The 25,217-nt window shown below is 70.5% G+C and carries 20 protein-coding genes; 12 read left to right on the forward strand and 8 right to left on the reverse strand.

The annotated features are described in order from the left end of the window. Positions 1 to 36 precede the first annotated feature (36 nt). Both Q0Z83_RS27095 and Q0Z83_RS27100 read right to left on the reverse strand, forming a co-directional pair. Positions 37 to 2,676, reverse strand: coding sequence for a molybdopterin-dependent oxidoreductase (locus Q0Z83_RS27095; protein ID WP_317796821.1), 2,640 nt, complete (start codon positions 2,674 to 2,676; stop codon positions 37 to 39). Positions 2,677 to 2,737: 61 nt separating this feature from the next. Next, entirely contained in the window at positions 2,738 to 3,526 is a 789-nt protein-coding gene (locus tag Q0Z83_RS27100) for an FAD binding domain-containing protein (RefSeq protein ID WP_317796822.1), read from the reverse strand. A gap of 154 nt (positions 3,527 to 3,680) precedes the next feature. Here Q0Z83_RS27100 and Q0Z83_RS27105 point away from each other — a divergent pair, with 154 nt between their 5' ends. The 4 genes from Q0Z83_RS27105 to cydC all read left to right on the forward strand — a co-directional run bounded on the left by Q0Z83_RS27105 (position 3,681) and on the right by cydC (position 9,549). Then, complete coding sequence (locus Q0Z83_RS27105) at positions 3,681 to 5,063, forward strand: cytochrome ubiquinol oxidase subunit I (protein WP_317797138.1); 1,383 nt, start codon at positions 3,681 to 3,683, stop codon at positions 5,061 to 5,063. A 6-nt stretch (positions 5,064 to 5,069) separates the two neighbouring features. Then, positions 5,070 to 6,065: a cytochrome d ubiquinol oxidase subunit II gene (gene cydB, locus Q0Z83_RS27110; RefSeq protein ID WP_317796823.1), complete on the forward strand. Its 996-nt coding sequence runs from the start codon at positions 5,070 to 5,072 to the stop codon at positions 6,063 to 6,065. A 101-nt stretch (positions 6,066 to 6,166) separates the two neighbouring features. Continuing rightward, a complete protein-coding gene (gene cydD, locus Q0Z83_RS27115) occupies positions 6,167 to 7,810 on the forward strand; it encodes a thiol reductant ABC exporter subunit CydD (protein WP_317796824.1) in 1,644 nt (547 codons plus the stop codon). After that, a complete protein-coding gene (cydC, locus tag Q0Z83_RS27120; protein WP_317796825.1) occupies positions 7,807 to 9,549 on the forward strand; it encodes a thiol reductant ABC exporter subunit CydC in 1,743 nt (580 codons plus the stop codon). The genes cydD and cydC overlap by 4 nt, the downstream gene beginning before the upstream one ends. Here the strand turns inward: cydC and Q0Z83_RS27125 are convergent. Continuing rightward, positions 9,532 to 11,466: an ATP-binding protein gene (locus tag Q0Z83_RS27125; protein ID WP_317796826.1), complete on the reverse strand. Its 1,935-nt coding sequence runs from the start codon at positions 11,464 to 11,466 to the stop codon at positions 9,532 to 9,534. The two genes, cydC and Q0Z83_RS27125, sit on opposite strands and share 18 nt — an antisense overlap. A gap of 351 nt (positions 11,467 to 11,817) precedes the next feature. Between Q0Z83_RS27125 and Q0Z83_RS27130 the strand changes: the two genes are divergently transcribed. Together Q0Z83_RS27130 and Q0Z83_RS27135 are read left to right on the forward strand one after the other, a co-directional pair. After that, positions 11,818 to 12,456 carry a DUF6230 family protein gene (locus Q0Z83_RS27130; protein ID WP_317796827.1) on the forward strand — a complete coding sequence of 213 codons (639 nt, stop codon included), beginning with the start codon at positions 11,818 to 11,820 and terminating at the stop codon, positions 12,454 to 12,456. Between the two features lie 70 nt (positions 12,457 to 12,526). Next, positions 12,527 to 13,900, forward strand: coding sequence for a DUF6114 domain-containing protein (locus Q0Z83_RS27135; RefSeq protein WP_317796828.1), 1,374 nt, complete (start codon positions 12,527 to 12,529; stop codon positions 13,898 to 13,900). 7 nt (positions 13,901 to 13,907) lie between these two features. Here Q0Z83_RS27135 and Q0Z83_RS27140 read toward each other — a convergent pair whose 3' ends face one another. Next, positions 13,908 to 15,383, reverse strand: a complete 1,476-nt coding sequence (locus tag Q0Z83_RS27140) for a GGDEF domain-containing protein (RefSeq protein ID WP_317796829.1) — start codon at positions 15,381 to 15,383, stop codon at positions 13,908 to 13,910. 146 nt (positions 15,384 to 15,529) lie between these two features. On the opposite strand from Q0Z83_RS27140, the gene Q0Z83_RS27145 reads away from it, so the two are divergent. From Q0Z83_RS27145 to Q0Z83_RS27160, 4 genes are all read left to right on the forward strand, one after another. Next, positions 15,530 to 15,799: a DUF2277 domain-containing protein gene (locus tag Q0Z83_RS27145; protein ID WP_317796830.1), complete on the forward strand. Its 270-nt coding sequence runs from the start codon at positions 15,530 to 15,532 to the stop codon at positions 15,797 to 15,799. A 219-nt stretch (positions 15,800 to 16,018) separates the two neighbouring features. Further along, positions 16,019 to 16,447: a hypothetical protein gene (locus Q0Z83_RS27150; RefSeq protein WP_317796831.1), complete on the forward strand. Its 429-nt coding sequence runs from the start codon at positions 16,019 to 16,021 to the stop codon at positions 16,445 to 16,447. 82 nt (positions 16,448 to 16,529) lie between these two features. Next, a complete protein-coding gene (locus Q0Z83_RS27155; RefSeq protein WP_317796832.1) occupies positions 16,530 to 17,738 on the forward strand; it encodes a putative acyl-CoA thioester hydrolase in 1,209 nt (402 codons plus the stop codon). A gap of 68 nt (positions 17,739 to 17,806) precedes the next feature. Next, positions 17,807 to 19,111, forward strand: coding sequence for a right-handed parallel beta-helix repeat-containing protein (locus tag Q0Z83_RS27160; protein ID WP_317796833.1), 1,305 nt, complete (start codon positions 17,807 to 17,809; stop codon positions 19,109 to 19,111). Here the strand turns inward: Q0Z83_RS27160 and Q0Z83_RS27165 are convergent. Beyond that, positions 19,108 to 21,063, reverse strand: coding sequence for an elongation factor G (locus Q0Z83_RS27165; protein ID WP_317796834.1), 1,956 nt, complete (start codon positions 21,061 to 21,063; stop codon positions 19,108 to 19,110). The two genes, Q0Z83_RS27160 and Q0Z83_RS27165, sit on opposite strands and share 4 nt — an antisense overlap. A 174-nt stretch (positions 21,064 to 21,237) precedes the next feature. On the opposite strand from Q0Z83_RS27165, the gene Q0Z83_RS27170 reads away from it, so the two are divergent. Then, on the forward strand, positions 21,238 to 21,657 hold the full coding sequence (locus Q0Z83_RS27170; RefSeq protein WP_317796835.1) for a hypothetical protein: 420 nt from the start codon (positions 21,238 to 21,240) through the stop codon (positions 21,655 to 21,657). 3 nt (positions 21,658 to 21,660) lie between these two features. On the opposite strand, the gene Q0Z83_RS27175 is transcribed toward Q0Z83_RS27170, so the two are convergent. Both Q0Z83_RS27175 and Q0Z83_RS27180 read right to left on the reverse strand, forming a co-directional pair. Continuing rightward, positions 21,661 to 22,467, reverse strand: coding sequence for a tyrosinase family protein (locus Q0Z83_RS27175; RefSeq protein ID WP_317796836.1), 807 nt, complete (start codon positions 22,465 to 22,467; stop codon positions 21,661 to 21,663). 24 nt (positions 22,468 to 22,491) lie between these two features. Beyond that, positions 22,492 to 22,950: a tyrosinase family oxidase copper chaperone gene (locus Q0Z83_RS27180; protein WP_317796837.1), complete on the reverse strand. Its 459-nt coding sequence runs from the start codon at positions 22,948 to 22,950 to the stop codon at positions 22,492 to 22,494. Positions 22,951 to 23,161: 211 nt separating this feature from the next. Between Q0Z83_RS27180 and Q0Z83_RS27185 the strand changes: the two genes are divergently transcribed. Beyond that, entirely contained in the window at positions 23,162 to 23,653 is a 492-nt protein-coding gene (locus tag Q0Z83_RS27185; protein ID WP_317796838.1) for a tyrosinase family oxidase copper chaperone, read from the forward strand. 4 nt (positions 23,654 to 23,657) lie between these two features. On the opposite strand, the gene murJ is transcribed toward Q0Z83_RS27185, so the two are convergent. Further along, entirely contained in the window at positions 23,658 to 25,214 is a 1,557-nt protein-coding gene (gene murJ, locus Q0Z83_RS27190; protein WP_317797139.1) for a murein biosynthesis integral membrane protein MurJ, read from the reverse strand. Positions 25,215 to 25,217 lie beyond the last annotated feature (3 nt).

The raw sequence follows: 25,217 nt of genomic DNA on the forward strand, positions 1-25,217 counted from the left end.
TGACCTGCGGCTCGGAACAAACCGCAGGTCACCGCGTCAGGGTTGCAGGGCCTGCCAGATGCGGTCGGCGGTGTAGGGCAGCTCGGTCAGGCGGACACCGAGGGCGTCCCGGAGGGCGTTTCCCAGGGCCGGCGACACCGGGTTGTACGGCGACTCGCTCATCGACTTGGCGCCGAGCGGCCCGATCGTGTCGGTGGTCCGCGCGAAGTGGACCTCGGTGACCGGGACGTCGGCGAACGTGGGCAGGTGGTACTGCCGGAACGTGTCCGTGGTGACCCGACCGGACGGGTCGACGTCGACGTGTTCGGCGAGAGTCGCGCCGATGGCCTGGGCCACGCCGCCTTCGATCTGGCCACGGAGCTGGAGCGGGTTCATCACGGTGCCGGCGTCCGCGCTGTGCACGGAACGCAGGATCCGCAGCTCACCGGTGTCCGGGTCGACGGCCACCCGGAACCACTGGGCGTTGAAGGCGACCGACCGCGGCGTACCGTCGAAATGTCCGCTCTCGGTGAGGGGCCCGAGCCCGGCCAGGGAGAGGCCGGTGAGGTGGCCGACGTCGGACGGTGAGCGGCCGGCGGCGACGAGGATGCGCGCGCGCAGGGCCCGGGCGGCGCGGAGGACCGCCTGGCCGGCGACGACGACGCCGGTGGAGGCGAAGGCGCCGGTGTCGTGCCGGACCACGTCGGTGTCGGACTGCCTGATGATCACCCGGTCGGGGGTGGTGCGAAGCTCGTCGGCGACGATCTGGGCGTGCACGGTGGTGCTGCCGTTGCCGAATTCGGCGGTGCCGACGGCCAGTTCGTAGCGACCGTCGGCGAGCAGGGTGACGGTGGCGTCGGCGAAGTGGCCGCCGGGTGGGCCGGCCGCGATCATGGCGATGGCCATGCCCTCGCCGACGAGCCAGCCGTCCGGCGCCTCGTCGACGGTGGCAGCGGCCGCGCGCATCCGGTCGAGGCACTGATCGAGGCCGTAACTGGCGATCCCGAGATCGGGGACGTGCCCGCCGGGTGCGGTGAGGTCGTCGCCGGGGCGGACCACGTTGATCTCCCGGAACGTGACCGGGTCCATGTCGATCATGCGGGCGAGTTCGTCGAGGACCTGCTCGACGGCGAAGGTGACCTGGCCGAGGCCGTAGCCACGGAACGCCCCGGCGGGCACGGTGTTGGTGTAGACGGTGACGGCGTCGGTACGGATGTTCGCGCATTTGTAGACGGCGACCGTCTCATGACAGCCGTGGTGCATGACCGACGGACCGTGATTGCCATAGGCACCCGTGTTGACCAGTACGTTCAACTGCAGCGCGGTGATCGTGCCGTCGGCCCGGGCGCCCGCCTTGACCGTGATGACGAACGGGTGCCGGGTCGTCGCCGCGGTGAACTGCTCGGATCGGGTGTACTCCCACTTGACCGGCCGCCCGGTGCGCAGCACGGCCATCGCGACCAGGTCCTCGACCAGCATCTCCTGCTTGCCGCCGAACCCGCCGCCGACCCGTCCGGCGACCACCCGGACCCGGTCCTGGGCGAGCCCGAACAGCCGGGACACGGCCCGCCGGGTCAGGAACGGGGTCTGCGTGCTGGACCTGATGACCAGACGATCGTCGTCGTCGAGCCAGCCGACCGCGCCGTGCGTCTCCAGGCTGGCGTGCTGCACGCGCGGAGTGCGGAAGGTCGCCTCGTAGACCGCGTCGGCGGCGGCGAACCCGGCCTCCACGTCACCGATCCCGGCGTGCAACTCCCCCACCACGTTGGCGTCGGCCCGGATGATGCCCTCGGCGATCCCCTTGTCGGCGTGCACGAGCGGGGCGCCGGGTTCCATCGCGAGCGCCGGGTCGATCACCGCGGGCAGCACCTCGTAGTCGACCCGCAGCCGGCGGACCCCCTCCTCGGCGGCGGCCTCCGAGGTGGCGACGACGGCGGCGACCCGCTGGCCGATGAACCGGACGATCTCGTCGAGGACGCGGGTGTCGTACGGGTCCTCGGCCTCGTTCTCGTGCTGGGCGGTGGAGAACAGCCGGTCGGGGGCGTCCTTGTGGGTGAGGACGGCCTCCACGCCGGGCACGGCGAGCGCGTCGGACGTGTCGATGGACAGGATCCGGGCGTGTGCGTGCGGTGAGCGCAGCACCTTGAGATGCAGCATCCCCGGGACGTCCAGGTCGAACGTGTAGCGGGCGGTTCCGGTGACCACCTGTGGTCCGGCGGGGGCGCCGAGGTTCGATCCGACGGCGGCGCCCGCTGCCGGGCATACGGCCGACGGTCTGCCGTTGACCGCGTCGGTGATGGCGCGATAGCCCGTACATCTGCAGAGGTTGCCCTTGAGGGATCGCGGCAGGTCGGCGCGCTGCTCCTCGGTGAGGGCCGCGGCCGTCATGATCATGCCGGCGGTGCAGAAGCCGCACTGGAAACCTTGCGCGTCGAGGAAGTTCTGCTGCATCGGATGCAGGCCCGCGGGGTCGGCGAGACCCTCGATCGTCGTCACGCTGTGTCCCTGCGCCCGGAAGGCCGGGTAGACGCAGGCATGCACCGGTCTGCCGTCGACGTGGACGGTGCACGCTCCGCAGTCGCCGGCGTCGCAGCCCTTCTTGACCCCGAAGCAGCCCTCCTCGCGCAGGTAGGTGCGCAGGCACTGGCCGGGACGTGGGGTGCGGTCGTGCGGTGTTCCGTTGATCTCGATGGTCATCTGTCTTGCCTTCCTGCCGGCCGCCGGGTGCAGCCGGAAGTACCTGGTCGGGGCTCGAACGTCAGGACACGAGCTCAGCCCGGATGGAACGCGCGTGGTGGCGGGTCAGATGCCGCCGCCAGACCGGGCGTCCGTGCACGTCGTCGACGTAGTCGGCGTCCGGGATGGTGTCGAGCGCCGCCTCGACCTCCGCCGCCGACGGCGGCGAGGGGAAACGGAAGACGTAGGGCCGGCGGGTCGCGGCGGTCACCGTCAGCGACACAGCGCCGTCGGGGTCGGCCCGGCCGATCAGCAGGACGGCCGATCGGCCATGCCGATGCAGAGACCCTCTGCGGTACGCCGTACGCGCGCCCAGCGGACCGGAGGGAAGGTGGATCGCCCGCAGGAACTCACCGTCACGCAACACGGTGCTCCCCGCACCGGTCACGAAGTCGGCCGCCGGCACCCGGCGTTCCCCGCCGTCCGGCCCGACCAGCACACAAGTCCCGTCGAGCGCGACGCTCAGCGAGATCATCGGCCCGGCCGGGAGTGCCGCGCAGAGGTTGCCGCCGACCGTGGCCACGTTCCAGATCTTGAACGACGCCAGGAACGCGTGGCAGCACTGCAGCACGATCCCGTGCCGGCCGAGCCGGTCGGCGAGTTCGGCGATGGTGCAGGTGGCCGCGATCTCGACACCGTCGTCACGGACAGTGAGAGGCGGCCAGCCGGCGGCGGCCAGGTCGAGGAGCCGGGTCACGTGCGGGCGGGGTTCGCCGAGAAGGGCGGTACCCCCGCCCATCCAGGCGTCGCCGGGCCGCCACTGACCGGGCTGGGCAGGGCTGATCACTTCGGTGACGGTGTGCAGATCCACGAAATCACGCTACGCGTCTCATGTTTCCGTTCTCAGCGATCTTCCGGGGCTTCGCCGAACCTGCCGCCTGCTCCCATCGATCGGGACTTTTGGCCCTGATCACCCGTGAAGTGCCTGGTCAAGAGTGGGCATCGACGTCGGAGAAAGGACGCTGGTGGACGCGCTCGATCTTTCGCGGTGGCAATTCGGAATCACCACCGTGTACCACTTCATCTTCGTTCCGATAACGATCGGGCTCTCGGCCCTGGTGGCCGGGCTACAGACCGCGTGGGTGCGCACCGGGAAAGAGACGTACCTGCGGGCCACCAGGTTCTGGGGGAAGCTCTTCCTGATCAACTTCGCGATCGGTGTCGTGACCGGCATCGTGCAGGAGTTCCAGTTCGGCATGAACTGGTCGGCCTACTCACGCTTCGTGGGCGACATCTTCGGCGCGCCGCTCGCCATCGAGGGGCTGCTCGCGTTCTTCCTGGAGTCGACGTTCCTCGGCCTGTGGATCTTCGGCTGGGACCGGCTGCCCAAGCGCGTGCATCTGGCCACCATCTGGATCGCGTCGATCGGCACGATGATGTCGGCCTACTTCATCCTGGCCGCGAACTCGTGGATGCAGCACCCGGTCGGCTGGACCATGGGCGACGGGCGGGCCGAGCTGACCAGCATCGGGGCGGTGCTCACCAACTCGACGACACTCGTCACGTTCCCGCACACCATCACCGCCTGTTTCCTCACCGCGGGGGCGCTGCTGCTCGCGGTCAGCGCCTGGCATCTGCGGCGCGGCAATCAGGACGACGTGTTCCGGCCGTCGCTACGGCTGGGCGCGTGGGTGGTGCTGATCGCCGGGCTCGGCGTGCTGATCACCGGTGACCTGCAGGCCCGGGTGATGACCGAGCAGCAGCCGATGAAGATGGCGGCCGCCGAGGCGCTCTACGAGAACACCTCGTCGGCCTCGTTCTCGATCTTCACGGTCGGGTCCCTCGACGGATCCGAGGAGCTCTACTCGGTCCGGATCCCGTCGCTGCTGTCCTTCATGGCGACCGGTTCCCCCAGCGGCGAGGTCGAGGGCATCAACGATCTCCAGGCGTCATATCAGCAGGAGTACGGCGAGGGTGACTACGTGCCGAACGTGCCGGTCACCTACTGGTCGTTCCGGCTGATGATCGGCTTCGGGGCACTGGCCATGGTGATCGCGGCCGCGGCGCTGTGGTTCACCCGCGGCACGCGCAGCCCACGATCGCGATGGCTGTGGATCGCGGCGGTCGGCACGGTGGCGATGCCACTGCTGTCCAACTCGTTCGGGTGGATCTTCACCGAGATGGGGCGGCAGCCGTGGACGGTGTTCGGCCTGTTCAAGACGGCCGAATCCGGGTCGCCCTCGGTCTCCACCGGCGAGGCGGCGACCGGATTGATCGTTCTGACCGTCCTCTACGGCATCCTCGCGGTCATCGAGATCGGACTCTTCCTTAAATATGCGTCTGCCGGGGCGCCTGTGATCGCTCCGGAAACCGATGAAGCCGACAAACCTCTCGCGTTCGCCTACTGAGGAGCCATGGAACTCACCACTGTCTGGTTCATTCTGATCGGCGTCCTCTGGGCCGGGTACTTCCTGCTGGAGGGCTTCGACTTCGGCGTCGGCATCCTGCTGCCGGTCCTCGGCCGCGACGACCGGTCCCGCCGCCTCGCGATCAACACCATCGGACCGGTCTGGGACGCCAACGAGGTGTGGGTGCTGGTCGCCGGTGGGGCCACCTTCGCGGCGTTCCCCGAGTGGTACGCCACCCTGTTCTCCGGTTTCTTCCTGCCGCTGCTACTCATCCTGGTCGCGCTGATCGTCCGCGGGCTCGCCTTCGAATATCGCGGCAAACGCCCGTCGGCGGCCTGGAAACGCGGCTGGGACCTGGCGATCTTCTGGGGCAGCCTGATCCCGGCGATCCTCTGGGGCGTCGCCTTCGCCAACATCCTGCGCGGGGTGCCCATCGACTCGTCGCACGAATACGTGGGTGGATTCGTCAACCTGCTCAACCCGTATGCGCTGCTCGGCGGCCTGACCACACTCGCGCTCTTCACCCTGCACGGCGCGGTCTTCCTCGCTTTGAAGACCGACGGCCCGATGCGTACGGAAGCCGGCCGGCTCGCCGAGCGTCTGTCCCTCGTCGCCGTCCCGGTCGCCGCCGCGTTCCTGATCTGGACCGGCATCGACAACCTGGACGGTTTCGGGATCGCACTGTCCGTGTCGGCCGCGCTGACCCTGGTCGGCTCGGTGGTGCTGACCAGGGCACGACGTGAGGGCTGGGCGTTCGCATCGACCGGAGCGACCATCGTGCTCGCCGTCGCCGCACTGTTCGTCACGCTGTTCCCGGACGTCATGCCGTCGACGATCGACGGGGCCTACAGCCTGACCGTCACCAACGCGTCATCGACGCCGTACACCTTGACTGTCATGACGTGGGTGGCCGCCGCGTTCACCCCGATCGTGCTGCTGTACCAGGGCTGGACCTACTGGGTCTTCCGCAAGCGGCTCAAGCTGAGCGACATCCCCGGCTGATCCCCGGTCCTCGCCTGCGGCGCCCATCACCGCAGGCGAGGTGGTGGGCCGGATTCCCCGACTGTTCGCGTGTAAACGGCTTGTCCCCCGGAAGGACGTCGATGAAGCCCCTGGACCCCCGCCTGCTCGGATACGCCCGGGCCACCCGGGCCTACCTGGCCGCGACCGTCGTGCTCGGGGTCGTCCACGCCGGGTTGCTGGTCGCTCAGGCCACCCTGCTCGCGGCGGCGATCACGGCGGTGTTCCTGGACGGCGCCGCGATCACCGAAAGCCGGGCCGCGGGCATGCCGACGCCGGCGGCGCTGGCACTCGTCGTGGTCGCCCGGTCCGCGGTGGCCTGGGCGCAGGAGGTGACCTCGGCCCGGGCCGCCGCCGCCGTCAAGAGCCAACTCCGCCGCCGGCTGCTCGCCCACGTCGCCGCGCGGGGGCCGGCCGGCGTGCCGTCGAGCGGGGAGATCGCGACGCTCGCCGGGGACGGGCTCGACGCGCTGGACGCCTACTTCGCGCGGTATCTGCCACAGCTCGTACTGGCGGTGCTGGTCCCGGGACTGCTGTTGGTCCGGCTGCTGCCCGCCGACCTGATCGCCACCGTCACCATCGCGGTCACGTTGCCGCTGATCCCGCTGTTCATGGTGCTCGTCGGGAGGCACACCGAGGCGCGGAACCGGCGGCAGTTCCGGCTGCTGGCCCGACTCTCCCACCACTTCCTCGACGTGGTCGCCGGGCTGCCCACGCTGAAACTGTTCGGGCGGGCGCGGGTCCAGGCCGGGATCATCCGACGGATCAGCGACGACCAGCGGCGGCACACCATGCGGACACTGCGGACCGCGTTCCTGTCGTCGCTGGTCCTGGAACTGCTGGCCACGCTGTCGGTGGCGCTCGTCGCGGTCGGGATCGGGCTGCGCCTGGTGCACGGGGACCTCGACCTGGCCACCGCGCTGCTCGTACTGATCCTCGCGCCGGAGGCTTACCGGCCCCTGCGTGAGGTCGGCGCCAACTACCACGCCAGCGCGGAAGGGCTGGCGGCGGCGGAAGAGGTGTTCGCGATCCTCGAGACTCCGCTTCCGACCGGCGGGACCGTCCCGCCGCGGGCCGGGGACATCGTGTTCGACCGGGTCGTGGTGCGGTATCCCGGGCGGGCCGGGGCGGCGCTGCGACTCGACGCGACCATCCGGGCCGGTGAGGTCGTGGCGTTGACCGGGCCGTCCGGCTGCGGGAAATCGACGGCTCTCGCGGTACTGCTGGGCTTCGTCACTCCCTCGGCGGGAACCGTGAGCGCGGGCGGCGTACCGCTGACGGATCTTGATCTTGCGGCTTGGCGCCGCAGGATCGCCTGGGTTCCGCAACGTCCGCATCTGTTCGCCTGTTCGGTGTACGAGAACATTGCGCTGACCGGAAATGCCGATGGTCCGGAGGTCGTCGCCGCGGCCCGGAAGGCCGACGCGGACGGGTTCGTCCAGCAGTTGCCGGAGGCCTACGCGACAGTGCTGGGGGATGCCGGGACCGGACTCTCCGCCGGGCAACGGCAGCGGATCGCGCTGGCTCGGGCTTTTCTGCGGGACGCGCCGATCGTGCTGCTGGACGAGCCGACCGCCAACCTCGACACCGAAACCGCCGCCGGGGTGATGGACGCGATCCGCCGCCTGGCTCGCGGGCGCACCGTGATCATCGCGGCTCACCGTCCGGAATTGATCGCCCTCGCCGACCGCGTCATCGACCTGACCGACGCACTGGTGCCGGCATGAGCGACACCACGCCGCCCGCCACCGCGCCGGACGCCGACCTGCCGGGCAGCGGATCCCGGGACGCCGTCGCGGTCGGAACCGCCACCCGGGGGCCCGACACCCTCCGGCTGCTACGGCCGGCCGCCGGGCGGCTCGCGTCGGCGCTGCTCGCCGGGGCCGGGGCGGCCGGGGCCGCGGTGACGCTGACCGCGGTGTCGGCGTGGCTGATCTCGCGGGCCGCGCTGCATCCACCGGTACTGCATCTGATGGTGGCGATCGTCGCGGTCCGGGCGTGCGGGCTGAGCCGGGGTGTGCTGCGGTATCTGGAGCGGGTGTTCGGGCACGATGCCGCGTTCCGGATCCTCGCCGACGTGCGGGTGCGGCTGTTCGAACGCCTGGAACGCCTGGCGCCGGCCGGTCTCGCCGACTTCCGGCGAGCGGATCTGGCCCGGCGGCTCGCCTCCGACGTCGACGCCGTCCTCGACCTGGTCACCCGGGTGGTGCTGCCCTACGCGGTCGCGGCCGTCGTCGGGCTCGCGTCGGTGCTGGTGGTGGGCACGCTGGTGCCGGCCGCCGGGTCGGCGCTGGCGCTGGCGCTGCTGGTCGCCGGAGCCGGGGTGCCGCTGCTGCAACGGGCGGCGGCACGGCGGACCGACGGGCGGCTGGCACCGCTACGCGCCGACCTCGGCACCGGTGTCGTCGACCTGCTGCACGGTCTGCCCGATCTGACCGCGTACGGCGCCACCCGCGACCGCCTCGACCGGCTCGCGATGGTCGACGCCCGGCTGACCGCGGCGGCCCGTGGATCGGCCGCGACCGCCGGGCTGGGTGCCGCCGTGACCGCGCTCGCCACCGGGGTGTCGGTGCTGGCCGGGCTGGTCGCGGGGGCCGCCGCGGTGCGGTCCGGCGATCTGCCGGGTGAACTGCTGGCCCTGGTCGTGCTGACTCCCCTGGCGGTGTTCGAGATCGCCGGGCCGCTGCCGGTGGCCGCCCAGCACTATGCGGCGGCCCGCGCCTCCCTCCAGCGGCTGGCCGAGATCTGGACCACTCCCGACGTCCCAGCCGGACAAGACGACCGGCCGGCCGGGTTTGACGGGCAGCGGGGCCGGGTTCCGGAGATCCGGGTGGAGGGGGTCACCGCCGGGTGGGTCGACGGACGGACCGCGATCAGTGGCGCCGACCTCTTGCTGCCCGCCGGTGGGCGGGTCGCTCTCGTCGGGCCCAGCGGTTCCGGGAAGAGCACCGTCGCCGCGCTGCTCGTGCGGTTTCTGGATCCACGGGTCGGGCGGGTGACCATGGACGGCGTCGACCTGCGGGACATTCCGGCGGAGCGGGTACGGAAGGTGGTCGGGTATCTACCCGAGGACGCCTACCTGTTCGACACCACGATCGCCGCCAACCTGCGGATCGCCAGAACCGACGCGACCGACGACCGGCTGCGCGAGGCACTGGCCGAGGCCCGGCTGCTGGACTGGGTCGACACCCTGCCGGACGGTCTGGAGACGCTCGTCGGCGAGCACGGGATGGCGCTGTCCGGCGGTCAGCGACGCCGGCTCGCCCTGGCCCGGCTGCTGCTCACCGACGCCCGGGTGCTGGTCCTCGACGAGCCCACCGAGCACCTGGACGAGACCACGGCCTCGGCCCTGACGCGTGATCTGCTGGCGACGGCCGGGGAGCGTACCGTCCTGTTGATCACGCACCGCACCGCCCTGGACGGGCTGACCGTCGTCTCGTCCGACGGTTCAGACGTGTGCCGGTGACCGTGGCTCGGCGGGCGCCGGGCAGGCCGGCAGGGTGAGGGTGAACGTGCTGCCCCGCCCGACGACCGACTGCACGGCGATGGTGCCGTTGTGGTCGCGGACGATGTCCCGGACGATCGCCAGACCCAGGCCGGGACCCTGGACGGCCTGGTCCATCGCATTCCCGGCCCGGTGGAACGGGGTGAACAGCCCCGGCACGTCCTCGGCCGGGATGCCGATGCCGGTGTCGGTGACCGCGACCGCGACCGAACGGTCGTCGGCGGTCATCCGGCACTCGACACTGCCGCCGTCCGGGGTGAACTTGATGGCGTTCTCAACGAGCTTGCGCAGGGCCCGCTGAAGCTGGGTACGGTCCCCGCGTACCCATCCCTCATCGGTGTCGAAGGTGACGGTGAGGCCCTTCGCCCGTGCCGCGTTGGCGAGTTCGGCCCGGACCAGATGGGCGAGAGCGGCCAGGTCGAGGGCCTCGGTGTGGGAGGTCGTGCCGTGGTCCGGCCGGTCGAGCAGGATCAGGTCGCCGATGGTGTCGTGCAGGCGGTGGGCGTTGCGCAGGATGGCGTTGAGCGCGCGCTGCTGGAGGGTGGTGAGCGCACCGCCGTCCTCGTCGGTGATCATCTCGGTGTACCCGAGGATGCTGGTCAGCGGGGTGCGCAGCTCGTGGGTGACGGTCTGGATGAAGACGTCCTTGCGCTGGTCGAGCATCCGCAGTTCGGTGATCAGGCGGGCCTGCTTGTCCTGGAGGCTGAGCTGGCGCAGCGCCCGTTCGATCTCGCGGACCACACCGGCGAGCAGGCGCTGTTCGTCCTCGGCCCAGACCGGTGCGCCGGGACGGTGGACGCGGAGATATCCGGGCGCGCAGTCGGTGTCGCCGCCGATACCGAGCCAGATGCCGCCGTCGGGGCGGACCCGCAGGTAGCCGGGTTTGGCGGCGAGGACCTCGGCGATCTGGTCGGCCGGCGGATCGACGACCGCGGCCGGCCAGTGGGCGTGCAGGGCGCTGGTGCCGGGCAGGACCATCTGGCTGTGCACGGCGGCCGCGTCGACGGCCACCGCGATCAGTTCGGCGATGCGCCGGCCGGTGGCGGCCGGGTCGGCCATCTCCTGCATCTCGGCGGCGACGGCCTGCCGGAGGCCGGCCCGCGCGGCGCGGGCCTGCTCGGCGGCGAGAAGGGTCTCGGTCTGCGCGGCGAGATCGTTGAGAGCCTCCACGACGGTACGCAACTCGTCCGCCCCGACCGGTTCGGCGCGGGCCGAGCGGTCGCCTTCGGCGAGACGGCGGATGGTCATGCCGAGCCGTTCGAGCGGGACGAGCAGTTCGCGCCGCCCGGTGCGGGCCACCGACACGCCGATGATCATGATGGCGACGACCAGGATCGTGGCGGCCAGGTCGAGCGAGTAGCGGGTCGAGGCGGCGGCCGACAGGGCGCGGTCGCGTTGCCGTTCGACCGCGCCGTTGACGGCTGCGTTGACCTCGCGGAACTCGTCGAACATCTCCTTGCCGCGGACGGCCCGGGCGGGGTCGTGGTCGGGTGAGCCGGCGGCGACGATCGGGGCCGCGTACTCGTCCAGCCAGGCGTGCACCGCCTCGCGCTCGCGGCCGAGCAGCTGTGCGGCGTCGTCGTCGCCGATCGTGCGGGCCATCTCGTCGAGGGCGACGAGGGCGGCGGTCCAGCCCTTCTCGTACGGCTCGAGGAAGATGGGTTCGCCGGTGAGCAGGAAGCCGCGCACCCCGGTCTCGGCGTCGGTCATCCGCTGCAGGACCTGGTCGTTGGCGACCTCGGCCCGGTTGGCCCGGTCGATCGCGTGTTCGTGTTGGTTGCGCATCCGCGTGCTGAGGCCGAACTGGACCAGCAGCAGGACCGTGAAGAGTACGAGGAGTGCGAGGAAGCCGACGTTGAGGCGGCGCTGCACGCTCATCGGCGGCGGTCCTCGCGGGCGGTCATGCCTCTCCGATCGGCAGGTCAGGGCCGTGACCTAAGTCTCCTCCCGGCCAATTCACTTCGTTACCCATCCGCAATAAACCAGGCCTTGCGTACCCCGGGTAACGGGTAACTCGCCAGCCTCGATCCTAATGTCGGAAATTTCGGACACATGGGTGGCGGAGGTCACGGTGAGTCATGTTGATCTAGTGAATTGGGTTACTGACGGGTAAATCAAGCCCTTGTAGTCGCGGCCCGGTAGCGGCAACATTTCCCGCACATTACGACCGCGACCATCGATGTGCCTCGCTGCGCAAGTCGCCGGTCCCACCATCCATGAGGAGGTTCCGTGGCGGATGGCGAAAGCGCTCCGGCGTACGGGCGCACCAACTGGCGCCGGTTCGCCGTTGCGGTGGGCGTGCCCACGGTGGTCGCGGGCGGACTCGTCCTGGCCCTCGCCGAGGGCGCCCTGGCAGCGAACTTCACCGTCTCCGGCAAGCAGTTCAAACTGTCCGCGGACAAGCTGGTGGGCAACGGCTTCACCCAGTACAGCGGCGAACTGCCGACCGCCGACACGAAGAACTACCCGGACGGGAAGATCCCGGCGGCGATGTCCGGCATCCAGAGCGCCGATCTGTGGGGCCTCTGCCAGTCGGTCGCGGTCGGCCCGGTGACCCTGCGTATCGAGGCAGGTGACGACCCGGAACACCCGGTGCACGCCGACGAACTGCTGATCGGCATGTCCACCCTCGGCGGCGACGCCACCTTCGAGAAGATCCAGATCGGCCTGGACGGCTCCACCCTCGACCAGGACGGCGCCGACAGCCACGGGGCGCCGCTCTCGTTCGGTCAGCAGGCCGAGAAGGTGACCATCAACGGCCTGCGCCAGGAGGCGTACTACACCTCCGCGGCCACCTTCACCCTCAACGGCATGAACCTCAAGCTGCACGTCGGCGGCTCGCACGAGTGCTACTACGACGAGGACTGACAACGTTCCACCGGGCTCGCGGGGCACCTCTCCGCGAGCCCGTCGCTCTGAGGTGACTGGGAGGCTCGGCGTGGCGACGGAAGACATCCGGGACAGGTTCCGACAGTGGCGGCGCGGCCGGCCGTACTGGGGCGGGCTCTTCCTGGTGCTGTCCGGGCTGGAGATGTTCGGCAGCGCGAACATGGAACTGGACAACATCCAGATCCACATCGGGCCGCAGGGCTTCTACTCGTACCTCCTGCCGGTCATGATGATCACCGCCGGTGTCCTGACCTGGGTCTCCCCCGGCCAGCGCCTGTTCTACGGCGTGATCGGCATCATCACCGCGCTGTACTCGTTCATCGGTCTCAACCTCGGCGGCTGGATCATCGGCATGATGACCGGCATCATCGGCGGCGCGCTGGTGATCGCCTGGGGCCCACCGGGGGCGAAGCCGGCCACCGAGGAACGGCCCACCCAGGAGATCGACCCGGTCGTGGACCAGCCGCCGGCCGGCACCCACCGCAAGGCCCTGCTGATCGTCGCGCCGCTGCTGCTCGCCACCAGCGTGATGGTCGCCGGGAACCGGCCCGCCGAGGCCGCCGACTGCCCCGAGGGCCTGCCGTCACGCAAGGCGTCGCCGAGCGCCAGCGCCAGCGCCGCCGCCGTCGCGAAGAAGCCGAAGCCTGCTGTTTCGAAGACGAAGACGGCTGCCCCGGCCACGTCGGCATCCCCGTCGCCGAGCGCATCAGCGGCACCGGCCGAGACCGGCAGCGGCAACCCGGTACTGGACGGCATCAACGACTTCTGGAACGGCGTCGGCGACTTCCTCGGCATCGGCGGTACCGAGGAGGAGGCCGAGCCCGCCCCCTCGGCCAGCGCGGAGCCGAGCGCCGCCCCGTCGGCGACGACCGCCTCACCCACCCCCGCACCCTCCGCCACGTCGGCCACCCCCAGCCCGTCCGCGAGCACGAGCGCGAGCGCCAGGCCGGAGGAGATCCCCTGCCTGGGCGCCCGGCAGATGAACGTGCTGGCCGACGACGGCGGCATCCCGCTGGCCGGGGCCAAGCCGGGTGTGGTGAAGGCCGCGTCGATCACCATGTACAACTCGTCCTACGACGGGGTGGCCGACGTGCCGACCGGCAACGGCGTGATCAAGGCACTGAAATTCACCATGGACAAGGTGGTGAACAAGCCGTTCAGCCTCACCATCGACGAGCCGGGTGACGCGGTCACCGTGATCGAGAGCGGTGAGCTGATCCTCGACGGCAACGTCGAGTTCTACAGCCCCACCTTCAAGGGCAAGCTGTTCGGGCTGATCCCGGTGACGTTCACGCCGGAGCAGCCGCCGCCGCTGACCCTGCCGGTGCTCTGGTTCACCGACGTGACCCTGGACCTGGCCTACGTCAGCTCCGACGTGCTCACCGCGAAGCCGCTCGACATCGAGGAGACCAGAGTCGGCTGAACGGGGATCACGCCGAAGCGGGCCAGGCGTCCGGTTCGTGCCGGCGGATCGTGCCCTTGCCGGCGGCCTTGGCGGCGTACATCGCGGTGTCGGCGTGCCGCAGCAGGACGGCGAGTTCCCCACCGGCCCGGGTGGTGGCCAGGCCGATGCTGCCGCCGACGGTGACGTCGTGACCGTGCACCCGGATCGGTTCGACGATCCGGGCCAGCAGCCGCCCGGCCACCTGCTCCCCCGGCGGTGATCCGGGATCCACCAGCAGGATCGCGAACTCGTCACCGCCGATCCGGCTGACCAGATCGGCGGAGCGCAACTCGGCGGTCAGGCGGCGGGCCACCACGATCAGCACATCGTCGCCGGCCGCGTGCCCGAACGTGTCGTTGACCGGCTTGAACCCGTCCAGGTCGAGGATCATCGCGGTCACCTCGCCGCAGTCGGCGGCCAGCACCGCCGCCGCCCGCTCCTCGAACGCGGCCCGGTTGAGCAGCCCGGTCAGGCCGTCGTGGTGCGCCTGGTGTTCGAGAGTGTCCCGCTGGTCCTGCAGCTCGACAGCCATCCGGCCGATCGTGAACAGGGTCATGAACTGGCGCAGCAGCACCAGCGAGAACGTGGCCAGCAGCGTCCACACCAGCACCGGGTCGAGCCGGCCGGCGCGCGCCTGCAACGAACCGGCGACCGCCACCGCGCAGACCACCGGCGCGTACGGCAGCAGCGCCCAGGGCCGGAAGATCAGCGTGTCCAGGCCGCTGTCGCCCGGCCGGGACGCCGCCAGCCGGCTGGACACCGCCATCACCCAGGCGGCCAGCACGAAACCGGCGCCGACCCCGTTGGCGTACCAGGCCGCGCCGTCGAACCCGTTGCGCAGTCCGCCGAGCAGCGTCAGTGCCTGCAGCAGCGCGGCCGTGGCCAGGAACTGCTGGGTGCTGGCACCGTCCCGGGGATCCGAGCCGGAGAGCGTGACCAGCGCCAGCGCCGCCGAGAGCACCAGCAGCCCGACGAGGACCACCATGTTCGTCCACTCGCCGGTCCGGCTACCGGTGCTGGCGAACACGAACGTCCAGGCCAGCGCGAAGAGCGCACCGAAGACCGCGGCCACGTCGAGGGCCCGGCGGGCGGCCGCGATGCCACGCAGACGTGGCGAGGCGAGGACCAGCGCCACCGGTACGAACGCCGCCGCGACCGTCGACAGCAGGCTGCCCGGCTGGGCCAGTATCGGCAGCACGGTCACCGAGGCCAGCAGCAGCACGTTGCTGAACGACCAGATCGTGCAGGCGACGGCGCCACAGCCGAAGGCCAGCCGCATCCGCCGGGAGATGCCGTCGTCGCCCATCCGCCGCCGCCGGTAGAAGAACGCCGCGTAGCCGCTGGCCGCCGCGACGGCCACGTCGGAGAGGGCGTAGCCACCGTTCACCGGCAGCAACGGGTGGATGCCCTGAACCACCAGGGCGAGGGCGACACCCGCCGGCAACGCCGTCCGCAACCGCATGCCCACCCCGGTCTTCCAGCATCGCGGCAACCCGATCGAGAGGCGAGTAAACCACGCCGGGATCCCCGGCCGCCGGGGTTCGGGCGATGACCCCCGGGCCCTAGTGTTGACGATGTCCACGAGCCGTAACCGAAGGGACCCGAATCGTGTGCCGGAGCATCCACCAGCTGCACAACTTCGAGCCGCCGGCGACGCCCGACGAGATCCACGCGGCGGCCCTGCAGTACGTCCGGAAGATCGCCGGGACGGCCCGCCCGTCGCAGGCCAACCAGGCCGCCTTCGACCAGGCCGTCGAGGCGGTCCGGGCGGCCACCGCGGAGCTGCTCGCCGCGCTGGTCACCAGCGCCCCGCCGCGTGACCGTGAGGTGGAGGCGGCCAAGGCCCGGGCCCGCGCGGAGCGCCGATACGCCTCCTGACCGGGGCGCAGGCTACCCGTGGCGGCCGGTGCCGGTGGCCGTTCGCCGCCGGGTGGCCTGCCCGCACCCGGCGGAGAAACCGAACGACCGATGGCGGTGGCCATTCGGACAGCCCCCGGGAATTCCATGGGCGGCGTTTTTCGCACGCCGTGATGATTGGTTCGCAAATGCAGGGACGCCTGAATCGTCCAACCATTCCACGGCAAAAGAGGAATCACCATGAAAGCGTTCCGTGCCCTGGCCGCGTCGGCACTGGCCACAGCGGCCGCAACCATCGGCGTCGCGGCTCCGGCCCAGGCCGACCCACGCGTGTTCAGCGCCAAGGTGACGGTCGACAACCAGACGTCGGAACGACTCGACCTGGTGTCGCAGGAAGCCACCGAAGGCATCATCGACGTTTACGCCAACGAGACGATCAAGGCCGGTTCGTCGGACTGGATGCGGACCAAGGCGGACGTCGACCAGGGCGGCACCGCGGGCTCCATCAAGTACGACCTGGAGAACGGCGGGAAGATCGTCATCTACTTCAGCAACCCGTACGAGGAGGACAACGAGTACAGCTGCTTCGTACCCGAGGGCCTGACCTGCGATTGGGACGACAACGGGCTGTACGAGACCGAGGTGACCTTCACGATCACCGAGGATTGACTCCTCCGCATCGACGAACTTCACAGTACGATCTCCCAGGAAAGCGCATTCCTGGAGGTCGACGATGCACATCCTCGCGGCTGTGGCCGCTCTGACACTGGCTCTCCCGGCTACCCCCGGGACGGCCTCACCGCAGGTCCCGCCCGGTACGACGGCCCGCCCGGTCCTGTCCGCCGGGGAGGCCGGGCCGTACGTGCCGGAGAACTATCTCGGTTTCTCCGGCACGTACGCCGCCCCGGTCGCCGACCCCTGGCGGCCCGCCCCGATCCGTACCCCGCACCGCCCCGATCTCGTGGTCGGCCCGCACGGTTTCGCCACCGTGCAGGACGCGGTCGACGCCGCCCACCGGGCCGGTGGCACCGCCCGCCGCTGGATCGCGATCCGCCCCGGCACGTACACCGGCACCGTGTTCATTCCGGCCGGCTCGCCGCCGCTGACCGTCTACGGCACCGGCCGCCGGGCCGACGACGTGCGGCTCGAGTTCACCATCGACGCCACCGTCACCCCGGCACAGTGGGCGGCCCAGGTCAATCCGGACGGCCGGTACGCCGAGGGTGACCCGGCCTGGCCGATGTACCAGTCGTGCGCCACGAAGACCAGCGCCACCGCCGGGCTGTGCGCCACGGTCGTCTGGGCCCAGAGCACCGACCTGCAGCTGAAGAACCTGACGATCACCAACACCCTGTTGGACACCGTCGACCGGGGCACCCACCAGGCGCTGGCGCTGCGGACCGACGCCGACCGTACCCAGCTGGAGGGCCTGCGGCTGATCAGCCGCCAGGACACCCTGCTCACCAACGCCGACGACGTGAACCGGATCGCCCGGGTGTCGGTACGCGACACCTACGTCGAGGGCGACACCGACTTCGTCTTCGGCCGGGCCGCCGCGGTCTTCACCCACTGCACGTTCCGGCTCGTGTCCAGCCGCAAGGCGTCCGGCGGTGTGATCTTCGCCCCCAACACCCACCCGTCGTACCCGTACGGCTTCCTGGTCACCCGCTCCCGGATCGTCGCCGACGACGGGTACCTGGCGGCACCCACCGGACGGCTCGGCCGGGCCTGGGACCAGGGCGCGAGCGCCACCGGATACCTGCCCGGCATCACCCCCAACGGGCAGCTGGTGATCCGCGACAGCCACCTCGGCGCCGGTTTCGACACGGTCGCGCCGTGGGCGCCGGCGGCCACCACGGCCCGCCCCTTCTCCGCCTTGATCGAAATCGGGCGCAACCTTTCCGACGTGAATCACAACCGTCTGTGGGAGTACGCCAACCACGGCCCCTCCGCCGTCTGACCCCCACCCATCCCCCTCCCCCGTTCCCCGGAAATGTGAGCATCCCCGTGAGAGCACGAAGAGTCCTGATGATCGCCCTGCTGGCAGTGATCCCCGTCGCTGCCGCCGGCGGTCTCGCCGCCACCAGCTGGGCGGCCGGCAGCGTCTGGTACGTCTCCCCCACCGGCAGTGACACCGCGGCCGGCAGCCAGGCCGCCCCGTTCAAGTCGATCGCCCGCGCGCAGACCGCCGCCACCGCCGGCGACACCGTCTACCTGCGCGCCGGCACCTACTCCTACACCACCGCGACCACCAGCTGCGCCAGCCGGACCTCGGTGGTGGACGCGATCACCCTGAACAAGAGCGGCACCTCGGGCAGCCCGATCAACTACTGGAACTACCCCGGTGAGAAGGTGCTCTTCGACTTCACCGGGATGACCAGTGACTGCCGGATCAAGGGCTTCGACGTGACCGGCAGCCACCTGCACCTGCGGGGCCTGGAGATCAAGGGGGTGCCGCAGAACAACAACCTCAACCACGAGTCGTGGGGAGTGTGGATCTCCGGCAGTTCCAACACGTTCGAGAAGCTGAACACGCACCACATCATGGGTCCCGGTGTGTTCATCGCCAGTGGCAGCAACAACCTGGTGCTCAACTCCGACTCGCACGACAACTACGACCCGTACAGCTCGAACGGGGCCGGCGAGAACGCCGACGGGTTCGGGGCGCACATCGGGGCGGGCCGGGCCGGGAACGTGTTCCGGGGCTGCCGGGCCTGGTGGAACACCGACGACGGCTTCGACCTGATCAACGCGTACTCGTCGGTGACGATCGAGAACTCGTGGGCGTGGCGTAACGGGTACCTGCCGCAGACCACCACGGCGGCCGGGAACGGCGCGGGCTTCAAGGCCGGCGGGTACGGCGGCGTCTACGTGTCGAACGGGGTCAAGCACACGGTCCGCACCTCGGTGGCGTTCCTGAACCGGGGGCCGGGCTTCTACAGCAACCATCACCCGGTCGCCAACGACTACTTCAACAACACCGCCTACAGCAACGGCATCGGCTTCAACATGCTGGGCATCAACTCCAGCGGCGCCGCGGTCGGGCTCGGCACACTGCGCAACAACATCGCGTACGGCGGAACACTCACCGCCAACCTGAGCGGGACGACCGCGTCGAACAACTCGTGGAACCTCGGCGTGACCATGTCCGACAGCCAGTTCCAGAGCGTGTCGACGACCGGCTGGAACGTGTCGCGGCAGTCCGACGGCAGCCTGCCGGCGCTGACCTCGCTGCATCTGGCCACCGGGAGCACCCTGATCAACAAGGGGGTGAACGTGGGCCTGCCGTACAACGGATCAGCGCCGGACGTCGGCGCCTTCGAAACCTCCTAGCGTGGTACGGCGCGGAACCACCCGGCACGGTCGGCCGGGTCGGGGCCGCGCCGCCGCATCACCGGCGGGTCCTCCCCGGTGACCGGCGCGTAGTGGTCGAACCGGGCGGTCAGCACGGCCTCACCTCCGGTCAGGTCGGGCAGGGCGGCCACCACCTGCGGTACCCGCGACGACGGCAGGACACCACTCACCTCGAGATATCCGCCGGCCGTCGTGGTGTCCCGGATGACCGCCCCGGCCCGGCCGAGCAGCGCCGTCACCACGTCGGCCACCTCGTCCGGCAGGTTCACGTCGAACCGTTCGACCGGATGGCACACCCGGGTCCGGGCGGTGCGCAGTGCTTCGGCCACCACGACCGGGGCCAGGTGCCGGAAGTCGCCGGCCACACTGGAGATCGACTTGTCGAATTTCTGGTGCGGCCGGCTCTGCCGCGGGCAGTACTGCGACGACGTCATGGTGACCACGCAGTCGGTGACCGGCCAGCCGTGCGGGCCCTGCCGTAGCGCGGCCCGCACCCCCTCCTCGGTGGCGGCGATGAACGCCGGAGGCAGCCGGCCGGGTTCGATGCCGGGCCGGAACTCGACACCGTGCCCGGCCGGGGCGGCCTCGATCCGCAGACCGATCCCGGCCAGGTACGGATTCTCGCGCTCCCGGATCCGGTCCTGCGCCGACCCGGAACCGGCGACCCGCTCGATACAGGCGGTGAGCGTGCCGGAGAACCGCACCGCCACCCCGTACCGATCGTGCAACAGGGCCGCGATGACCTCCTTCTGCACCTCGCCGTGCAGCCTGATCACCGCCTGTTCCTGCTGATCGTCGAGCCGCAGGTCGACCAATGGGTCCTCGTCGGCGAGCTCGGTCAGACCGGCGAACAGGGCCAGCCGCCGGGCCGGGTCGACCGGCTCGACCAGGGCCTGCCGGGTCGGCGGCGGGAACCGGTAGAGCCGCCGCCGGGGCGGTTGCCCGACGTGCTGGCCGATTCGGGCGGAGAGCCCGCGCACGGCGGCGATCTGCCCGGCCGCGGCCGACCGGCGCACCAGGACGCCCTCCGGCTCACTGACCTCGATCTGGGTGACGGTCTGCGGGCGGGTCCCGCCGAGGTCCACCCGGTCGCGGACGCTCAGCCGCCCGGACCACAGCCGCACCCAGGCCCGCCGCCCCTGACCGTCCCGGTCGACGGCGAAGACCGTGCCGGCCAGCGGACCGTCCCGTTCGTCGCTACGCGGCAGCAGGTCGGTCAGGATGTGGCGCAGCTGGGGCACCCCGGCTCCGGTGATCGCCGAGCCGCAGACCACCGGGCTGAGCCGGGCGCCACGGACCGCCCGCCGGATCGCCCGACGCACGTCACGGACCCGGACCGGCTCCCCGGCCAGCCACTTCTCCGCGATCCGGTCGTCGGCCTCGGCCACCCCGGAGACCACCGGCTCGGAATCGAGACGCTTCGCCCGTACCGCTGCGATGGGGTCGCCCTGGTCCTTGACCGTGGTGAGGGACACCGGGGCGGTGGCCAGCCGTCGGCGGATCTGACCGGTCACCCGGTCCACGTCGGCGCCACGCCGATCCACCTTGTTGACGAAGAAGAGAGTGGGTACGCCGATCCGGCGCAGGGCCCGCCAGATGGCGACGGTCTGCGGCTGGACACCCTCCACGGCGGACACCACGAGAACCGCCGCGTCGAGGACGGCCAGCGACCGCTCGACCTCGGCGATGAAATCCGGGTGGCCCGGGGTGTCGAGCAGATTGACGGTCAGGTCACCGAGGCTGATCGAGGTCACGGCGGCGCGGATGGTGATGCCGCGCTGCCGTTCCAGCTCCATCGAGTCGGTGCGGGTGGTGCCGTCGTCGACGCTTCCGGGGCGCGAGACGGCCCCGGCCTCGAACAGCAGGCGCTCGGTCAGGCTGGTCTTGCCGGCGTCAACATGGGCGACGATCCCGAGATTCAACAATGCCAAAGCAGAACTCCACGGTAGGACGGGTCGGGGTCCGGAGCGTGGAAGCTGCTCGCATCGGTCTCTCCTCGTCTGTGGGCTCTGCCGGTGTTCCCCACCCTGGCACGGCTGTCCCGGTGCCGCCACCGATTTCGTATCCGGCCACTCCGGCACCCCGGCGGGCCTATCTTGAGGGGCATGTCGTACGTCGCCGCCCGTGACGGCCGCAAGAACCGCAGCGCCGCCACCCGGGCCCCCGCCGTCCCTGACCGGATCGACGACCTGCACGGACACAGCGTCGGTGTGCTCGAAGTCCCGCATCACATGGCCTGCGGGCACGCCAGTCGCCGCCAGTTCGAGCTCGAGGATCCGGCCCAGCTGCGGACCGCCTACGAGCAGGTCCTGTGCGAGGCCGCGAACTGCGGTGAGGTGGAGGATCTGATCAACCCGGCCATGCTCCGCCGGGTGTGGCGTGACCTGCACCTGCCGGCCCGGGTCCGCGCGGCCTGGGAGACCCGGCACCCGGGTCTGCAGCGCCGCACCGTGAACCGGACACCGGCGATCGCCGAGGCCGCTGCCGGGGGCGGCTTCGCACGCCGCCGCCGGGCAGTGGCCTGAGCGTCACTGGTAGCTGTAGCCCAGGGAGCCGATGTCGCGGACCACGGACGGGGTACGCCCGTTCGCGAACGGGCGCATCGTCTCGTTGTTGTCGATGACACCTGCCGTGAAACCGGTCCGCGGCTGGTAGGTGTCCGGGCCGTTGGCGTTCTGCCACAGCCACCACAGCCTGTCGATGTTGCAGTGGTGCAGCCAGAACACGGGATCGTTGGGCGCCTCCCGGGTGGCCATGTGCCCGCCGACGTAGTTGTGCACCCGGTTGTGCAGCAGGATCTCGTTGCGGTTGCGGTAGCTGTTGGACACCGTGGCATCCCAGGGCGACTGGTCGTACACCTGGTAGCTCTGGACACCGTTGACGGTCGCGGCGGTGGGCCGGCTCGCGTTCACGCCGACCCGCCGCTGCAGGAAGTTGGTCTGGATGCTGCTGCGGTAGAGCGACCAGCCCCACGACGGGCTGAAGTTGCCGCTGGTCACGCTGCCGTTGGTGATCGCGCCGAGGAAGTCGGCGGAGAACGGGTGCGCGGAGCCGGTCCAGTCCCAGTAGGGGATGAAGACGTTCGGGTTGCCGCTCACCGTCTGCAGATCGAGTTCCAGCAGGCGCAGGTATTCACGGTGCCATGGGAAGAACGACGGCGACTGGTGGGCGTGACTGATGTTGTCCGCGGTCCGGGAGAAATAGAGCACATGCTGGTCGATGTACCAGTTGTAGTTCCGCCCGTTCGCCGACGTCGTCTTGAACTGGCGCAGCGCATTGATGAATGCGGTCCCCTCCGCCACGGTGATCGCGGTGATGCTCTTGCGTACTGCCATGTTCAGTCGCCTTTCCTTCGATCGTCAGTGCGCGTGGTCTTGCGCGGCGGCGTCGGCCAGCTCGAAGTCGCCGAGGATGTCCACGACCTTCTTCGCCAGCTTGCGCAGCCCGTCGCGGTTGCGACTGCCGTCGATCTCGACCGGGTCGTAGTGGTTCAGGGCGCTGATGTAGCCCACCCCGACGTACGGCGGCGACCCGTCGGCCGGCACGAACAGGGTTTTGATCTCGGTCAGGGCGAGCCGCCGATTGTTGATCATCAACTCCTTGCGGCCCCGGAGGTTGTGCAGGCCGCGGATCTTCTTGCCCTTGAAGAGCTCGTCGAAGTCGCGCGGGTCGAGCAGGTCCGTGAGGTCCTTCTTGTCGCCCGGCCCCGGTGGCGGATCGGCGCTCGCCAACTCCTGGCCGGCTACCACGGCCGTGGCAGCCGTCACCGCTCCGGCCGCGCCGTAGCGCAGGACGTCACGACGGTTCGTCTTCGCCATACGGAATCCTCATCCCTCGAATGGACGGAACATGTCGGAAACCTATTCAACCGGTTACCCCGGTAATTCGTTCCGCCGTTGTCCCCGAAAGGATTGGAACGGCGTTCGATCGGCGTTTCCGATCGACTGGAAATCGCTGTCCGGGAGTACGGTCACGGATGGCACGATCATTCCTGTATAGGTCGACGAAAGTGGTCCGAGAATGAATTCCATGCACCACGACAAACGAACGGTGAAGCGCCCGGGATACGCCGCGCGGGGAATCGCCGTGCTGGCGGTGGCGGTCGGGCTGGCCACCACGGCGGGCACCGTGTGGGCCGGCACCGGGCCGGACGTGGACCCGGCACCGGCACCGTCCGCGCCGGTCGTCGCCAAACCCGGGTTCTACGAGACCTACCGCGGGCACCACATCATGGGGTGGGGTGCGGACGCGAAGGCGTGCGCATACATCGACGGGGTGCCGCTGGTGCTCTACCCGAGCGGGGACGGCCGATACACCAGCAACCTGGCGGGCTTTCAGCAGGAGGCCAGTGTCCGGGCGATCACCAAGGCGTCGGTGAAGACACTGGGCGACCTCGCTCCGGCGGTGCCCTCCGATGCGCCGGCCCACTGCCCGGCCCTCATCGTGCGCAAGCCGGCCGCCAAGCCGACCACATCGGCGCCCGTTCCCAAGCCCGCCGCCGAGCCGGTCTCCAAGAAATAGGCGGTCACCAGGTGCGCAGGCCGGGCAGGGCCAGATTCAGCAGGTGTCGCAGTTCGGCCAGGCGCATCAGCCGCCCGGCGGCGAGATATCCGACGGCCCCCGCGAACACGGCCCCGGTCAGCGTGGTCAGCGCACCGGCCCAGGTCGCCGCGTCGACGGCCCAGACGACGAGGCCGGCGCATCCGGCGCCGGCCGCCGTCGCCACCAGCACCCGCACATGGGTACGGACCAGACGCCGCCCGTCCAGGTAACCGAGGCGCCGGCGCAGTACCAGCGCGGTCACGTTCAGCCCGACGGTGTAAGCGAGCGCGTACGCGACCGGGATGCCGATCACGATGTCCTCGCCCGGCAGCAGCCACCCGGCGGCCGCGCACCCGGCCACCCCGACCGCCGCCACCAGCGCGGTGATCAGCGCGGACGTCCTGGTGTCCTGCAGCGCGTACAGCCCTCGCTGGAGAATCATGTAACTGGTGAACGGCACCAGCGTCAGCCCGAACCCGGCGAGCACCAGCCCGAGCACCCGGACGGTCGCCGCGCTGCTGTTGCCGTGCGCGAACAGCACCGTCGCGATGTGCGGGCCGAGCAGCAGGAAAGCGGCGGCGATCGGGGCCATCACGACGAGCGCGGTGCGGACCGCCCGGGACAGGCCGGTGGTGACCCGGTTGCGTTCGCCGCGGGCCGCGTACTGGCTCAGGCGCGGCAGGATCGCGGTCATCACCGAGACGGCGATCACCGCATACGGTACGAGGTAGACGGCGCTCGCGTTCTGATAGGCGGTGACCCCGCCCGGCCCGGCCCAGGACGCCGCCCGGGTCGCCGCCGCGGTGAGCGTCTGCGAGGCCACCACCGCGAGCAGCACCCACACGCCGAGCTTCCCGATCCGCCGGATGCCGATGCCCCGCGGGTCGAGCCGCAGCCGCACCGGGAACCCGCTGCGGGCCAGCGCCCACAGCACCAGGATGGTCTGCGCCACCACCCCGGCCGTGGTGCCCAGCCCGAGCAGCAGCAGATGCCCGGTGCTCAGCCCGGTCCCGGCGGCCGCGCTGCCGGCCACCGACAGGTAGGTCAGGCCGACCGCGATGACGATGACGCTGTTGCAGAGCGGCGCCCACGCCCCGGCCGCGAACCGGCCCCGGATGTTGAGGATCGCCCCGGTGGTGGCGCTCAGCCCGTAGAACAGGATCTGCGGCAGGAAGAACCGGCTGAACACGATGGCCAGGTCCCGCTGCTCGACGGTGAATCCGGGCGCGTACAGGTCGATCAGCCACGGCGCGATCACGACGGCGAGGATCGTGACGGCGCTCAGCACGTACACGATCAGCGACAGCAGCCGCTGCGCGTAGAGCACCCCGCCGTCCGGTTCGCTCAGGCTCGCCCGGGTCAGCAGCGGCACCACGATGCTGGCCATGGTGCCGCCGACGACCAGCTCGTAGACCGCGTTCGGCAGCGTGTTCGCCACGTTGTAGGTGTCGAGCAGGCGGGTGCCCAGCCCGAGTGCGGCGGCCAGCACCAGAATCCGCAGGAACCCGGCGACCCGGGAGGCCAGCGTGGCCACCGCCATCCG

This window comes from Actinoplanes sichuanensis (genome assembly GCF_033097365.1).
Lineage (GTDB): Bacteria > Actinomycetota > Actinomycetes > Mycobacteriales > Micromonosporaceae > Actinoplanes > Actinoplanes sichuanensis.

What these genes read in the sequence shown, in the direction of transcription:
- Q0Z83_RS27095 (WP_317796821.1), bottom strand. Translation starts at nt 2,676, where the DNA reads ATGACCATCGAGATCAACGGAACACCGCACGACCGCACCCCACGTCCC.
- cydB (WP_317796823.1), top strand. Translation starts at nt 5,070, where the DNA reads ATGGAACTCACCACTGTCTGGTTCATTCTGATCGGCGTCCTCTGGGCC.
- cydD (WP_317796824.1), top strand. Translation starts at nt 6,167, where the DNA reads ATGAAGCCCCTGGACCCCCGCCTGCTCGGATACGCCCGGGCCACCCGG.
- cydC (WP_317796825.1), top strand. Translation starts at nt 7,807, where the DNA reads ATGAGCGACACCACGCCGCCCGCCACCGCGCCGGACGCCGACCTGCCG.
- Q0Z83_RS27125 (WP_317796826.1), bottom strand. Translation starts at nt 11,466, where the DNA reads ATGAGCGTGCAGCGCCGCCTCAACGTCGGCTTCCTCGCACTCCTCGTA.
- Q0Z83_RS27140 (WP_317796829.1), bottom strand. Translation starts at nt 15,383, where the DNA reads ATGCGGTTGCGGACGGCGTTGCCGGCGGGTGTCGCCCTCGCCCTGGTG.
- Q0Z83_RS27150 (WP_317796831.1), top strand. Translation starts at nt 16,019, where the DNA reads ATGAAAGCGTTCCGTGCCCTGGCCGCGTCGGCACTGGCCACAGCGGCC.
- Q0Z83_RS27160 (WP_317796833.1), top strand. Translation starts at nt 17,807, where the DNA reads ATGATCGCCCTGCTGGCAGTGATCCCCGTCGCTGCCGCCGGCGGTCTC.
- Q0Z83_RS27170 (WP_317796835.1), top strand. Translation starts at nt 21,238, where the DNA reads ATGTCGTACGTCGCCGCCCGTGACGGCCGCAAGAACCGCAGCGCCGCC.
- Q0Z83_RS27175 (WP_317796836.1), bottom strand. Translation starts at nt 22,467, where the DNA reads ATGGCAGTACGCAAGAGCATCACCGCGATCACCGTGGCGGAGGGGACC.
- Q0Z83_RS27180 (WP_317796837.1), bottom strand. Translation starts at nt 22,950, where the DNA reads ATGGCGAAGACGAACCGTCGTGACGTCCTGCGCTACGGCGCGGCCGGA.
- Q0Z83_RS27185 (WP_317796838.1), top strand. Translation starts at nt 23,162, where the DNA reads ATGCACCACGACAAACGAACGGTGAAGCGCCCGGGATACGCCGCGCGG.
- murJ (WP_317797139.1), bottom strand. Translation starts at nt 25,214, where the DNA reads ATGGCGGTGGCCACGCTGGCCTCCCGGGTCGCCGGGTTCCTGCGGATT.